Here is a 14,692-nt window from a genome sequence, read left to right on the forward strand (position 1 = left end):
TCACTGTCTCCGCCGCGCCGCCCACCGCGGCCACGGACGCGGTGAACTGCTGCGTCGTCCCTCTCGTGACGCTGGCCGTACCGGGCGTGACCGTTACGCCGGTGACAGCCGGAACAGGGCTGGGAGGATTTGAACCGGAATTGGGAACCGCGGTGACTAGATTGGCCCCAAAGGGTGGGACGATAGCTGTGTCAATCACGCCAATTTCCCCGGTATATTTGGTCAGCCTGACCAAAAAAATGACAATGTCGGACGGCGCCGTACCCGTACCGGTATACTTGATATTGACCGTACAGACCAGTGGATCGGTATAAGCATTCATCAGACTTGAAATGCCAAAATAGATACCGCCCTCCCTCTCGCCGGGAGAGGGGCTTATTCCGGAGACACTGTACGAAACGCTTGTGATTTCCACCTCCGATGGCAACGACACCAGGAAGTCAACACCGCCGAACGGCGCGTCCGGCTGAACGGTGATTTGAAAGCGGCCGCTTTGAGCGGCATCCAGGTTCACGGTGACCGGATCCAACGAATAAGAGAGCGCGTCCGCGCTCGCCACAGGCAAAAACAGGTTGACCGCCATGATGGCGACCAGGGCAGCCATAAGATTGCTAAAAAATTTTTTCACGAATACCCCTCTTCTCTTCATGGAATGTCTTCTAGCCCATCTGTGAAAATGCCAAAGCGCGACAAATGCTACATTTTTGTTTCACCTCCCCAACCCCGCGCCCGCGTCTCAGAGGCGGGGTGTTGCTTTCATGATGCGAGTCTTACCGAGCGCAAAATATGGGTTGACAAGGGAATCAAAAACAATTATAATGATTAAAAACAACAAATGATAGGGGTTGTATCTTGTGAAAAAATACCGTTTAATTGCCCTATGTGCTTGTTTCTATCTGGCGCTGACCGCGTGTGACAATCCACCGGAGCCGAGCCCGTCAAGTACGCCGGAACCGGAGATCACGAAGGATTCCGTGGCCTTCTACGTCGGCGAAGAACCGATCTATTACGCCGAATTTAACTTCCATGTCGTCTCTGGAATCAATACGTATTACAACAGCGAAGAGGGACAAGCAAGTGGATTTGACCCCAATCTTCCACTGGCCGAACAGTTTTACCAAGACTCCGAGCTCACGATGGAGGAGATGTTTACAGAGAACACGATAAAAGACTTGCAAAGCATTGTCGCGATGTATCTTGAGTCGAAGGTCAATGGATACGCAATAGACGAACAAGAAACAGAGAGTATCAATGCATACTTTGAAAGCCTGAATGTCTACATCGAACAGGAAGGCATCACAGAAGAAAAGGCATATGAGGATAAGTACGGGGTCGCCATGTCTCACGAGGAGGTATATGCCATCTTGGAGCGGAGTTTAACCGGCAAATCCTATGAGAGCTACATACGTGAAAACATGACCGCCACCGACCAAGAGCTTGAAGCGTTTTATGAAGAGCACAAAAACGAAGTCATACTCCCCGACTGTCACGAGGTGTCCCTGCGACTCATCAATTTCACCAACAAGCAAATCGCGTTGGACGTCCTGGAAAAGTTCGAAAACGGCGACAAATCCGAGGAATCGTTTATCGACTTGGTGGGGCAGTATTCAACAGACGAGGGGGACATCGAGTATGGAGGTCTGTACACCAACCTGTCGCCGCAGAATTACAGCGCCGCGTCATTTGACGAAGTGGAGTCCTGGGTATTCGACAACGTGCGTGTGCCGGGCGACTATAGCGTTCTCGACACGAAAAACGGATATGAGCTGGTATATTTTGTGGCAAAGGGAGACCCGCTCTGGAAGTCGTGGAGCCGTTACGCAAAAGAAAATTTAGATATCCAAAGTATCATCGACAAATATCCTATTTCCTATCCGGAAGGCCAAGAATCACCGCGCCGGCGCTGACGCTCGTAGCATCGACATTCGTGACAATACAAAAGTGCCTGCTGTGTGTGATCGCGCTTGAACAACAAGCCCGCTGTTTGTGCAAAGCAATTTGCGGCGATACGACTCCGGCTCATAAAGGTATACATTTCTGGACACATCCAATGTACCCATCCGGTCTTCCTCGGATTGACCAAAACTTACAAAATTCAAACAAATAGGGCCTTGACTTTTATATTAATTTGGGATATAATAAGGAAAAATCATAAGTTTTGATCTTATATCAACGCTTTCTAAAAGGTATACCTTTCCAGATGCGCTCAATCTCGGCAACCCTTTCTGCCACAGTCGGTATAGACTTCAATGTCTTCTATTTTTCTCAAAAAAACAGAACAGACTATTATCCATAAAATAACAGTCTGTTCTGTTTTTTATTGTTTATTCTCACTTTTTTCTACTATATCTGGTTGCGCACTCCTATATATAGTGGTTTAACCGCCCCGACTGCCGGCAGGGTACGTATTTTCTTATTTGCTTCCGCGCCCCGTCAGAGGCCTCGACGACGGAGTGTCTCAAGCTCAGGCCTCCAATCCACTCCCGGGAGACGAGCGCCGGGGGCTCTAGGTTGCAGAATATTCCATTGCCCTACACTGGGTCAGACCGTAGCGTATCATCGGGGACAACAGATTGGATACTGCCAAGGCTAAGTAGCTGTGACGCCCGTTTTTGCATGTGACGTTCAATTGCACTAAGGTTGTCTTCAGGGAGATTGATTTTCGGGTGGCGCGCAAAAGTGAATCCCAGCATTTTACGCAGCATGGCCGCTTGACGCGGTGTCATAGCCGACGCACAAATGCTCTCGAATTTCGCCCCGCAAGCGGGATGAGGTGATCTCGTCAAAGCGTACTTATCTAAGTCAGCATAACTGTCCTTCGAGGCAAAGTTGAACAGCGCATTGCCATTGTCAAACACTGGCGCGGGCGCGATCACTTTACCGGAATGATTGTCTCGAAGAACGCCAAAATTGTTGAAGTGCCTATCCTCATTGTATATGAGCGCATCAAAAACGAGCATGTCTCGTATGCTGTCGGCAAATGTCTGACCTTGCCGGTCATAGTATCGCACAACAGCGGCCAAACTACTATTTTTTACGATACGATAGATCGGCACATATGCCGTGTCGATATCAGTAAATAGCTTACACTTTGAAGCGAGAATTTCTTTCCAGTTCTCCAAATCATAGTGAACCGCATGGATACCCATATGCTCGGCGATCTGGCAAGCATAGTACTCACTGTAGGGTTCCTTACCTGTGTTGGATGCTCCTGACGTACCTCCCTTGTACAGATAAATACCATCTCTGTCAATGAACCGCCACGCTTTTGGAAGCATTCCATCCGTGGTCAGTTCAGGGGATGTCGTGAACACCACGTCGCCGTGAGGAGCGCCCGTATACGCCACAAGCGAGAGCATCTCCGAAAAACGATTTTCATAGAGATTACAGTCCGCAAATGTGCCGTCAAACCCTTGCGGAACAACCCAGTAGCTATCATTCAGCGACAGCCCTTTGCAGACATCAATGATGCCCTTTGGGTTATCGGCGGACAAACCAAGCGATTGTAAAATCTCCTCAACAAATGCTCTATTTTTGGGTATGACGCGCCGTCTCAGCCAGTCGCCGAGCGTATCGGGGTTGATCTGCTCAGCTGGGAGAAGATCCATCGGCAGCAATTCCGCCTTTTTCGGCACAACTGATATATGGCTGACATCAAGCGCCTCAAACGCTCCGCTTGTCATTTCAAACAAAAGCAGCGATTCATCAAATAGTCTAAGTTCATATTTGTTATCCATTTCAGACGGCCTCCGATTTTTTCTCTTCGTTTTGGCCTTTTATACAATCGCAAATCGCTGTTATTGCCAATCATAACACAAGGTATATTGATTTGTCAAGAGGATTCATCAGGAATTTGACAAAGGCCACAAATGATGGGGCTGCGGAGTATACATCCTCTCTCAGCCCTAGGCGCATACTCTGGATAAATCGGTGAAGGCGCCGCTCATTTTTGAACGGCGCCTTCGGTCTGTACGAGTAAGGATATCTAAAAAGGAGAGAAAGTGTATATGAATGACCAAGGTGCGGGTGTCCTATTGTTTCACGGCCACTAAGAACCTGTGCAGCATCGCTGCGAACTCGGCGCGGGTCGCCGTCCCCTGCGGGTCGAACGCGTCGTTTGACCTGCCCCTGATGATATCCTGCAAAACCAGCGCGTTCACGCTTTCTTGCGCATAGCCGCTGATCTTGTCCTTGTCGGTAAAGTCGCGCGTTTCGGCTGTGTTCTCCGGTATCTTTTTAAGGGCGTTCTCATAGCGGTGGATGATGGTCGCGAGTTGTTCCCGCGTGACGTTTTCATTGGGACCGAATTTGCCGTTCGGATAGCCGAGTACGATCTTTTCAGCCGCCGCCCAGATCACCGCGTCGGTGTAATACTCTCCCGCAGCCACATCGGGGAAGGGGTTGCCCAATTCGGAAACGTCAGGCCTCCCTTCCATGCGATACAACACGGTGACCACCATGCCGCGGGTAAGTGTCCTGTCGGGGCTAAACAGCGTGACCGACATGCCGTTCATCAATTCGTTTTCCCACATATAGTACACATCGCCGTAGAACCAGTCGCTCTCCGCGACGTCCGTGAACGGGAAGAGCGACGCGAGCGGCGCCGTGTTGTCGCCGACATCCTCTGTACCGCTTACGACGCTCGAACCGCCGCTCGAACCGCGGGTTATGGTAATAACGTACTCCTTTTTCGTTACATTGTCTTCAGCGGTCACGGTAACCGTGAGCCTGTTCACGCCCACGGCCAGAGAGAGCGCACCCGCACCCGCCACCTTCGCGCCTGCGTGATTGGCAACCGCCGTTACGGTGACGCCGCTCACGCCGTTGGCCACGGAGGATGTATAGGAAGTTGTATTCGGATCAAAAGCCGGGGTCAACGTACCGGGGCTGACTGTCAGACTGAAAAGCGTCGCATCTGTGGAACTTGCGGATGTGCCGCCGCCAAATGGAACCAGCGCGACCCTGATCTCCTTATCCGAAACGCGATCCTCAGTCGTATGTACAGGATCGTCCGGTTTTTCCCCGATTTTTGTATATTGCTTGATTTCTTTGATAACAAGAGCCGTTTCAACCGAACCCTCGTAAACAACGCTGACCGTACATGTCAGCGCGGCGGTAAATTTATTTTCCAACGCGTAACATGAAAAGTAAACCGTATCCGGCTTCTGGCCGCCAGGAGGCGTCATCGGAAGATTTTCGGCTGCGTCCGTCAAACTGTAACTGACCGAGCTGATCGTGACCCCGCTGGGCAGTTGAATCTCAAATTCGACGCCGGCATACGGCGCCGCCGAACCTGGCACCGTTATGTCAAAACTGCCGGTTCCGGCTTCGGTCATATTGATCCTTGTCGAAGATACACTGTAGTCAAGTACGCCAACCACGGCCGCCGCCGCCGTCGTGGCCAACAGACCCGTTGTCAGAATGACAATCAAGAGCGCAATGAGAATCTTCTTCATGATTATTTCTCGCTTTCCAAAAGTGTTTCATATCCGCCGCCGCGGATATACGGCGGCGGATATGAAACTGAATGTTGAATGACGTGTGTCTGTCGGTTGTTTGGTTATGCGGCGAAATAGGAGCTGATGATCAAGATATCAGCCAGATTGACGATGCCGTCGGCGTTGGCGTCAAATGCTTGGGCGTCAGCCCAGCCGGCGTCGCCGGCCATATACAGATAATATTTGTTGATGACCCAGGAAAGGTCAAGGATGTCAATGTAGCCGTCACCGCCCGGAACATTGACGTCAAAACGCCATTGGTTTGAGACGACGGCCGTGGCGCTGGACGGGTTCAGCACGGCATAAGCGGCGATCACTTCGGTCGGCGACACCTCGGGTATCAGGACCGATGTGAGCTCTCCTTTGACCTGAGCATTGTTTGTCAGACCGCTTTTGGCCTTAAAGTTCACCGTCAGTATCTTGACGGGATCTTCAACCGACCAGACCACCCCCTGTTTCAGCAGTACAATGGCGGCCTTGTATACACCGGTTTCGGCGTTGTAAGTCGGATCTTTCAGGAAGAATGGGCTGAACGAATCCGGAATGTTGATGACGCTGTCGACATAGTCGAGCTTGGCACTGTCGAACTTGGCCGTGAGCTCGAAGGCATTGGTCCCGGGCACATTGCTCACGGTAACGCCGTAGCTCAGCGCTCCGGAAGAAACAGTGTCCAGAACGGCCGGAGCGATGATACCGGCGACAAGTTCACCTTCGCCTACCACTTTTTCCACCGTGACTGTCGCGGACAGAGGAAGATTGGCGGAAGAGCCGCCGACCATAAAGGTTCTCTCGCCAAGTACGGGCTGCCACTTCCCCTTTGTGCCGTCAGACTGCGTGGCGAGCGGCGCGTTGATATCCCAGTACATCAGCTGCTCCCAGCCCACGTCCATGGTAACGGTACGTTTCTCGCCGGGATCGAGGTACACCTTGTCAAACTGTACCAGCGCTTTCTTGGCGATCTGGACTTCCTCTATGATCTGATTGCGGTTGAGGGCGGGCATCACATAGTCCTTGGGCGCACTCAGATAGACCTGGACAGCCTCTCCGCCGGCCACATCGCCGGTGTTCTCGACGTCCACCGAGACGGTGTAGCCGTACTTCGCACCGGGGGTCGGGACGACTTTCAGGTTGGAGTACCCAAATGTGGTGTAGGACAGACCGTAGCCGAAGGGAAATAAGACCCCATCCGACCCGTTCTTCTGCCAATCATACCATTTGTAGCCGCCGTAGATCCCTTCGAAGTACACGCTGTAAGTACCCGGAGACGCGACGTTGGCGTTTTGGTTGTATTCGTTTCCGAATTGGGACTGCTGCGAGTCCGTCGGGAAGGTGATCGTCGTCTTGCCGCTGGGGTTCACGACGCCGGTCAACAGTTGGGCCGTCGCTGTGCCGATCGTGTCGCCGCCCAACCACATCCACAAAACGGCATCCACTTTGTCGATCCACGGCATGGAAACGGCCAGAGAGATGTTGCCCACGAAGATGACTTTGTTGCCCGCGGCGCGCGCGGCGGCGGACACCTCTTCCAGAAGTGACACCTGTACGGCGGCAAGTGTATTGGTGGTTTCTGCGGCCGCGCTTCCGCCGTTGCTTCTCTGATGAGCGAAGAAGACCACGTCGGTGCCAGGTACGCCGGCGGCGGCCACAGCGGCCGCACGGGAGGCGTCGGTCGTGTTACCTGGCAGCCAGTTCACTTGAAACTGCGCGTCTTTGGCGTTGAGGGTGGTCCACATGCCAGTCTCTAGCTTATACCAACGGTCCTTGATCAGGGTCACGCTCGTAAAGGTTGCGGGGATATTCAGACCCTCACGGGTGGCCACGTCGCTGGACGTGCCGTAGCCCGATCCGGCGGGGATGCTGCTGCCGCGGCCGAAGTTGGGGGCTGCCGTGAAAGTGATGTCCGTGGAACTTTCGACCTCCATGTCGTCGCCGAGCAGGCTGATTCGACTGTCGCTGACGGCGCCGTAACGGGTACCGCCTATGTTCAGGATTTTGAACCCATAGATGCCGTCGGCGGGCGCCTTCAGATAAGTGACGACTCGGCCGGCCTGCCCCTTCACAATGCCGTTGCCGGTGGGGCCGTTCTTATAATCGTTGGTGCCGGTAAGCACTTTGAGATCCGGGAGGATCTTGCTGACCGTATTGGTCAGTGCTTCCGAGGCCGTGGCCGCGTCGCCGACCGTGAAATTGACGCCGGCGGTGACGCCGTCATAATCGCCGGTGTACTGGGGCTGCGTGGGTCTCTCGATCTCGGACCACAGAAGATCGGCCGGGATGGGCTCGCCGACGATGTCGTTGACGCCGATGTAGCCCTTGACGTCGGAGTTCGGCATCAATTCATCAATTTTCTCCAGTGGGGAGAACTTGGCCTGCACCCAGCCGGCGGAGGCTTCGGAGTAGTGGCTGGTCAGAGCGTACTGGCCGGAGAGACCGATCACGGCGATTTTCTTGCCGGCGGCGTCCTTCAGCGGCAGCGCGTTGTTCTCGTTTTTCAGGAGGACGGCGCCCTTGGTCTCGACCTCCAAGTTGAGCGCTTCATTCTCCCAGAGAATGTCATATCTCTCCTGGCCCAGCGGATGGGCGAGCTCGATGGAGTTGTGGCCGCCTGCGATCGTACCGCGGATGGCCACGCCGTTGTCATCGAGCTGGACGAGACCCAGATAGCCGAGCTTGCCGATGGCCTTCAGGTTGTAATAGGCGTTCAGCCTGACGTCTTCCAAGGTACCGTAACCCAAGTCTATGGCCTCCTCAAATCTGGCCTGGGTGTTGCGGGAGATCGTGCCGGTCTCAAGGGTGGTGCCCGAGAAGCCGGAGAACGTCGTGTTTCCGCCCCAGTCTGTCATCGTGAGGCCCTGGTAACCATACATGTTGCGCAGGGTGTCCTTCAGCAGATATGTGTCCCAGGCAGCTTGGTAGCCGACGGGAAATTCTTTCTCCGATTGGATTGCGTTGGGATTGGGTATACCGACCTGCGGGTAAAAAGCGTTGCCCTGACTGGAGTAGAATTTCGGTGCGTCGTTCGCGGCCCAGGTGTCGTAGAAGGGCAAGTTGATCCTGTTGTAGGAGGTCATGATGGCCGAGGCGCCGCCTTCCACGATGGCCGCTCTGGGCGCCGCCATCCAGTTTTCGTGGAAGGTCTGCTCGTCGACTCTGACGTCGCGGTTTGTGCCGGTGTTGAAGTTGTACCCGGCCACGTGTTTCAGCGTGGCGGCGACGTTTTGGTCCTCCATGCCCTTGACGAACTGAACCGCCAACTGGGCGCCGAGATACGCATCCTCACTCAGGGTGTCGCGGCTGCGGCTGAAGTGCGTGGAGCGGATCACATCGATCTGGCTTCCCAGCTGGACGTTGGCCGAGGAGGCTTTGTTGTCCCGGCCGTAGGACGTACCGTACTTATACATGGCGTCCCTGTCCCACGTGGCGGCCGCGGCGGGCTCGGAGGGGGGCAGCGTTGTATCGAAGTGTCCAACGGTGACGACGCCCTGGGGGCCGTCCCAGAAGCGCATAACCGGGACGCCCAGGGCGCCGACCATGTGCACATAACCGGTGCCCCAGGTATAGCTGTCTTCCCAGACGCCGGTGTTACGGCCGCGGGTGGTGTTGGAACCGCCCTGCAGATCGTAGAGCTCCACCGTCGTCAGGGCGTTGACGACGCCCCAAGCCAGGGCATCCAATCTCGGGTCGTCCCAATCCAAGGGTTTGATGGCGCTTTCCGGATAAATGGCCGGGAATTCCGGCGGGTCCGCCGCAGATACAACGCCGAAGCCGGAAAACAGACTGATGATCATGATCAGTGTCACAGCGAGTGCCAACAATTTTTTCACATTGTTCTTTTGCATGGAATTGTCCCCTTCTTTCTTCTTTCCTGACCTAACCCGGTGTAGCCGGAATCAAAAATTGATCTATCTTACCGCGCCTTTGGACGACACACCCCCTTCCACGGTGCTATTTGACCTTTTGCCGGCATCTCCCCCTTTCCATCATCGCAACTCATAAAGGTATACCTTTCCAGCGTATAGATAACACAGTGCTTTCAGAAATATCAGCTCTACTATATTACAACATTTCAGCAAAGTCAATAGACTATTTTGTACGATTTTCGAAAAATTTCTGCAATACTTCCAATTTTTAACATATTTTTACAAGGGAAAATCATAAAAAACTCTCAAATGCGCCCACCTGGAAAGGTATGCGTTTCCGGCGTTTTTTGAGCGGCGGAAACGTTTTCTTTTCTTGCAGAAATCGCTCGTTACAACTGTAAAATCGCGAAAATCGTCTTCAATATCGATTGAGTTGAGAAATCCTCTCAGTCGTCAGCCGGACATGCCGCAGGCCCCCGGCCCGCCTTCTTAAAGACGGGCCGGGGGCCTGCGGCTGATTTGATTTTCTTTTATCCGAAGACGCGGCTCAGAAGCCCTTTTGGGGGATTCTGGGCCTCTTTGACCTCCATGGCATGCCACAGCATCTCGGCGGCATCGGCGCGGGTGAGTGTCTCCGACAACCGCATGGTCCCGTCGCGGAAAGCGCTGAGAACGCCCGTCGCATTCATATTGGCGGCGGCCTGCCGGGCCCAGGCGGGGGCTGCGTCGCGGTCGGCAAACACCGGCTGGCCCGCATCGGCCGGCCGCAGCATGTTGTCTAAAATCACCGCCGCCTCCGCGCGTGTGACCGGCCGGTCCGCGCGCAGCGCCTTGCGCCCGTCCGGCAAGCCCACGCCGTGTATGACCCCGGCCTTGATGGCCGCCGAAGCGTAAGGCTTCACCCAGGCGGGCGTCACCGCGTCGTCGGAGAAACCCGTCACCGCCGCCGGCGTCACCGCCCGATCCCCAACGGCCGTCATGGCCAGTGTGATGAACTCCCCGCGGCTGACCGGCAACTCGGGGCTGAAATAGTGCAGATTCCCCATCTGTTCACCGACAAATACGCCCTCTTCACACAGCCGGATCGCCGCGAAGTGGGCGGGATGCCCCTCCATGTCGGCGTAAGTGGTCTTTGTCTTCGGTTTCTCGATCTTGATATTGACAACGGCCTCCTCGGAGTTGTGTCCCTGGGTGTCGACAGCCACATAAGAGAATGTGTCGGCGCCGGTCTTGTTTCGATAAGGCGTGTACGTGAACAGATCCTCCGTCCCGACCTCCACGTCGCCGCGCCGTGCCTTCTTCGTGACCTTGTAAAGGAGAGCGTCCCCGTCGGGGTCCGACCCCTTGAAGGCCTGTGTGACGGCAATGTTCTTGTACGTGACGAGGGTCAGATCCTCCGCCACCGGCGGACGGTTTATGGGCGCCGCGAGGGTCAGCCGCACGGTGACGGGCGCCCCATGGGCATACCCGTCAAACACCGGCAGATAAGAAAAGCTCGTCTCCGCCGTACCAAGCGCAGCGGGCACAAAACGCAGTGTGTCCAGCGCGTCTGCCACAACGGCTTCACCCGCCATCATCGTGCGGGTGTCGCAGACGAGCGCCCCAATTTCGGGCGGCGGCAGCGCGATCAACACAATGCCCTCCAACGGGGTGTCCCCGCCCGCGCGCCGTACAAATTCCTCCCGGGTGAACAAGATCTCCCCGTCGATCGACCCGGTGCGCGTCGGTACGTCCCTGTCCGCGTCGGCGGACGAGCGCGCGATCACGCCGGGTACGACCGCGGCGAGCAGCGTCAGCACCAACGCCAACGCGAAAAACCGGTATCTCTGCCTCAATTTGTTTACCTCCCAACAGCACATGTAATATTCTAGTAGACTGTGTCACCTAAATGTTTACCAAGCGCCGGTCTTTTTCCCGCCAGACAGCGTTGGCGGAACCCGCTGATACACGCCAGTATCAGCGGGACCCGCCGCCTTGTCTGACGAAAAAAATCCTCGCCGCTTGCTGACAACCTTTAGATGACACAGCCTACTAGGGGCCGGAAACAAGACAAAAATGAACTGTTCCCTTTTCCCCTCTTGACAGATTCGCCAAAATGCGGTATGATAGAGACATATAATACATATATTCTTAATATGTATTTGGAAAGTGGGGGAATGCAATGAAACATGTCAAATTGTGGGCGTGGCTGCTGGCCTTGGCGCTGCTTCTGGCGCTGCCTGGGTGTGCGGCCGGGGAGACGGCCGACGACGCCGCGCCGCCCGCCTCGCAGGGCGGTGTGGCGCAGGACGACGGCGGGGACGAGCTGTTCACGCTCCGGATGATCACGATCACCGCCTTCAATGAACTCAACGTGGCGGACGCGCTGGGTTTCTTTCGTGACGAGGGCATTCAAATCGAGTACATCGGCGCGCTGAACAAGAGCGTCACGGAGCACCAGCTCCTCACCCAGGGCGAAGTCGACGTCTTTGTCCAGTCCCATCCGCCGGTGGTGGCGCAGGCGCGGCTCGCCGGTATGAAGTCCATCGCCGTGACCACCGGTATCGTCGACCATGAGGAGTACACGCATGTGCGCTACCTGGTGCAAAAGGACAGCCCGATTCAGTCGCTGGACGAGGCCGTCGGGCACAAGGTGGCCATCACCCGCATCAACCCGTGCGAGGACGGCTATGTGAAATATTATTTAAAGACCCGGGGGCTCGACCCGGAGGGCGCCGAGTTTGTGACGCTGGAGGCCGGTACGCTGGAACAGTCGCTGGTGCAGGGCCTGGTCGACATCACCACCTCCCATCCACCCCACGCGGGCGCCGCGCTGGCGACCGGTGAGGTGCGTGAGATCTTCAACACTTGGGAGATGTTCGGAAGCCCCGGCGCCGGCCTCTCCACACGCGGATTCAGGGAGGATTTCATCCAAGAGCACCCGGACGTGGTGCAGGGCTTCGTGAACGCGCTGTACCGGGCGCGGGTCTGGATCAACAATAACATCGACGAGGCCAAGGCAATCGTCGCTGACTTTTTGGACCTCGACCCGTCGGATCTCAGTTCGTTTTACTTCGACGAAAACAAGAACATAGACCCCGCTTACATCGAAAAGTGGTTTGAGATCTCCGAGGAGATTGACCTCTGGGAACCGGGGGACATCCTCCCCACAGACATCTACACAAACGATTTCGTCCCGGCGGATATCCCCGAGAGCGACGCCACGCGCCACTGGGAGGGCGGCGCATAGCGCCTGCCCACCTTCCAAGCCATGGCATGGCTCGGAAGGTGAATGCGAGAATTGGACCGAGGCGCCTCAGCGCTTCGCAAAGAATGGGCTTGCGGATGTGAATTCCGAAAGCCCATTCTTTTCCATTACGGGTATGATCGGTTCCCAATTGGGGGTCAAAAATCCAGTTTCATCAGGGTGGCCATGTTGGCGCAGGCCACTTTGTCGAGGACTTCGGGGGCGTCGGGGAAGGCGCGGTCCAGTTCGGCGATGGAGTAGTGGAAGGAACCGAAGGGCACATCCGTGCCGAAGAGGATCTTATCCTCGCCCAGCAGCTCGACGCCCTGACGCATCCGTGCGGCGGAGCACATTGAGGTGTCCGTGTATACATGGGAAAGCCCCCGCACCATCGGGTAGAACTCCTCCACATCGCTGCAGCAATGCGCCACGATGATCTTCACGTCACCCCACCGGCGACAGAAGTCCACCACGCGGGAGACCTCGCTGTACGCCGGTGTGCTCACGCGGCTGTGGGGGCTGTCCGAGGTGTAGTAGGGGTTGTCGCCGCAGTGCGTGAGAACCGGCAGATCGGCCTCGCGGAACACCGCCATGGCCGCGTCTACGCGCGGGTCGCTCAGCGGGACGTTTTGGATCGTCGGGTGCAGCTTCAGCCCTTTGGCGCCGAGGGCGACGTCGCGGCGCAGCTTGTCTTGCATCTCGCCCACCGGCATGTCAAACACACAGGTCGTAAACGGAATGATGCGGGGTTCGAGCTTCGACGCGGCCAGATACTCCTCAAAGGTCTGGTTCGGCCAGATGGGCAGCATAACAATGCCGACCACCTCCGGGTGTTCGTCCAGTTCCTTCGTCAAGTTCTCAAGCGTCCACTCCCAACTGCGGTACTGGCCGGCGCGTATCAGATCCTCGACCTCCTTGGGAATCAACGGGATCGTGTAGCCGGAGCGCTCGCAGTCGATGAACGGGTCCTCGTAGTCACCCTTTTGGATGTTCGTCTTGAATGTGATGTTCTTATTCCCGTGGAAGATATCGCCGATGTGGGCGTGAGAATCGATAATGCGTTTGGCCATGATTTTCCCTCCTGATGGGCGCCGCGTCCGGCGCTGCCTGGTCGGCGCGGTGAGGGGCGCCCTTTTGTCGTTCCGGCGCCCGGCGGGCGAGCGTCTCACAGGTGCAGCAGACGCGCGATGTTGCCGTAGAAGACCTTATCCTTTGTGACGGGGTCGTCCGCGAAGGCTCTGTCGATGACCTCGACACAGAATTTTTCATTGACAAAGGGGTAGTCCGTGCCGAACATCACGCGGTCCGCTCCCATGATGTTTACGGCTTTGCGGGCCAGGTCCACCGAACAGAACGAGGTGTCGGCGTAGACGTTCTCCAGACCGCGGCAGCCCTCCATCAGGACGTCCGCGTCGGCCGCGCAGTGGGCGGCCACCAACACCTGGTCCTTCCGGAGCCGGGCGAACGAGAAGAAGTCCGCCATCGCGCCGTACTTGGAGTTTACGGGGTAGTTCTTGTCCGCGGAATAGTACGTCCCCTCGCCAACATGGATCACCACCGGCAGATCCACCTCGGCAAACACCTCCGCCGCGGCCACCATGCGGTCGTCCATCAAGTGAACGTTTTGCAAAATTGGGTGGAGCTTCAGCCCCTTGGCGCCCCGGCCGACATCACGGCGCAGCTTGGCCGTCATCTCGTCCAGCGGCAGCGTCATGTCCGCGGCCGTGAAGGGGATGAGGCGCGGCTCGAGCTTGGAGGCGGCCAGGTACTCCTCGAAGGTCGTGTTCGGCAGCACGGGCAGCAGCACGATACCGGCCATCTCGCACTCGTCCAACTGGCGCACGGTGTTCTCCAGCGTGGCCTCCAGGCAGCGGAACTGCCCGCCGTCGATGACAAGCTGCAGATCGCGCGGGTCGTCCGTAAAGAGAGGCTTTTCAAACAGAGACTCCTCCAGCTCGATGAAACGGTCCTCATAGTCGCCTTTCTTGACGTTCGTCTTGAAACTGATGTTCCGATTTTCGTGGAAAATGTCTCCCAGGTGCGCGTGCGCGTCGATGATCCTTCGCATAAGGGATCCTCCTTCCGAGATTCCAAATTTTTACATATAA

General features: G+C 56.1%; 9 protein-coding genes. 2 read left to right on the plus strand and 7 right to left on the minus strand.

Annotated elements, in window-relative coordinates; translation table 11 throughout:
* On the minus strand, positions 1–628 hold a 628-nt coding region (locus LBK75_08940; protein ID MDR1158406.1), incomplete at its 3' end, for a hypothetical protein.
* 226 nt (positions 629–854) lie between these two features.
* Here LBK75_08940 and LBK75_08945 point away from each other — a divergent pair.
* The gene (locus LBK75_08945) at positions 855–1,907 is read left to right on the plus strand and encodes a peptidyl-prolyl cis-trans isomerase (protein MDR1158407.1); all 1,053 of its coding nucleotides are present in this window, start codon (positions 855–857) and stop codon (positions 1,905–1,907) included.
* A 624-nt stretch (positions 1,908–2,531) separates the two neighbouring features.
* Here LBK75_08945 and LBK75_08950 read toward each other — a convergent pair.
* From LBK75_08950 to LBK75_08965, 4 genes are all read right to left on the minus strand, one after another.
* Positions 2,532–3,737 carry an XRE family transcriptional regulator gene (locus tag LBK75_08950; GenBank protein ID MDR1158408.1) on the minus strand — a complete coding sequence of 402 codons (1,206 nt, stop codon included), beginning with the start codon at positions 3,735–3,737 and terminating at the stop codon, positions 2,532–2,534.
* 294 nt (positions 3,738–4,031) lie between these two features.
* Complete coding sequence (locus LBK75_08955; protein ID MDR1158409.1) at positions 4,032–5,456, minus strand: S-layer homology domain-containing protein; 1,425 nt, start codon at positions 5,454–5,456, stop codon at positions 4,032–4,034.
* 104 nt (positions 5,457–5,560) lie between these two features.
* Complete coding sequence (locus tag LBK75_08960) at positions 5,561–9,337, minus strand: glycoside hydrolase family 3 C-terminal domain-containing protein (protein ID MDR1158410.1); 3,777 nt, start codon at positions 9,335–9,337, stop codon at positions 5,561–5,563.
* 551 nt (positions 9,338–9,888) lie between these two features.
* Complete coding sequence (locus LBK75_08965; protein MDR1158411.1) at positions 9,889–11,193, minus strand: S-layer homology domain-containing protein; 1,305 nt, start codon at positions 11,191–11,193, stop codon at positions 9,889–9,891.
* 326 nt (positions 11,194–11,519) lie between these two features.
* Between LBK75_08965 and LBK75_08970 the strand changes: the two genes are divergently transcribed.
* Positions 11,520–12,587, plus strand: coding sequence for an ABC transporter substrate-binding protein (locus tag LBK75_08970; GenBank protein MDR1158412.1), 1,068 nt, complete (start codon positions 11,520–11,522; stop codon positions 12,585–12,587).
* 155 nt (positions 12,588–12,742) lie between these two features.
* Here the strand turns inward: LBK75_08970 and LBK75_08975 are convergent, their stop codons facing one another.
* Positions 12,743–13,654, minus strand: coding sequence for an amidohydrolase family protein (locus LBK75_08975; GenBank protein MDR1158413.1), 912 nt, complete (start codon positions 13,652–13,654; stop codon positions 12,743–12,745).
* Between the two features lie 95 nt (positions 13,655–13,749).
* Positions 13,750–14,652: an amidohydrolase family protein gene (locus tag LBK75_08980; GenBank protein MDR1158414.1), complete on the minus strand. Its 903-nt coding sequence runs from the start codon at positions 14,650–14,652 to the stop codon at positions 13,750–13,752.
* Positions 14,653–14,692 lie beyond the last annotated feature (40 nt).

Source organism: Oscillospiraceae bacterium, from assembly GCA_031265355.1.
Lineage (GTDB): Bacteria > Bacillota > Clostridia > Oscillospirales > UBA929 > JAIRTA01.

What these genes read in the sequence shown, in the direction of transcription:
- LBK75_08970 (MDR1158412.1), top strand. Translation starts at nt 11,520, where the DNA reads ATGAAACATGTCAAATTGTGGGCGTGGCTGCTGGCCTTGGCGCTGCTT.
- LBK75_08980 (MDR1158414.1), bottom strand. Translation starts at nt 14,652, where the DNA reads ATGCGAAGGATCATCGACGCGCACGCGCACCTGGGAGACATTTTCCAC.
- LBK75_08960 (MDR1158410.1), bottom strand. Translation starts at nt 9,337, where the DNA reads ATGCAAAAGAACAATGTGAAAAAATTGTTGGCACTCGCTGTGACACTG.
- LBK75_08975 (MDR1158413.1), bottom strand. Translation starts at nt 13,654, where the DNA reads ATGGCCAAACGCATTATCGATTCTCACGCCCACATCGGCGATATCTTC.
- LBK75_08950 (MDR1158408.1), bottom strand. Translation starts at nt 3,737, where the DNA reads ATGGATAACAAATATGAACTTAGACTATTTGATGAATCGCTGCTTTTG.
- LBK75_08955 (MDR1158409.1), bottom strand. Translation starts at nt 5,456, where the DNA reads ATGAAGAAGATTCTCATTGCGCTCTTGATTGTCATTCTGACAACGGGT.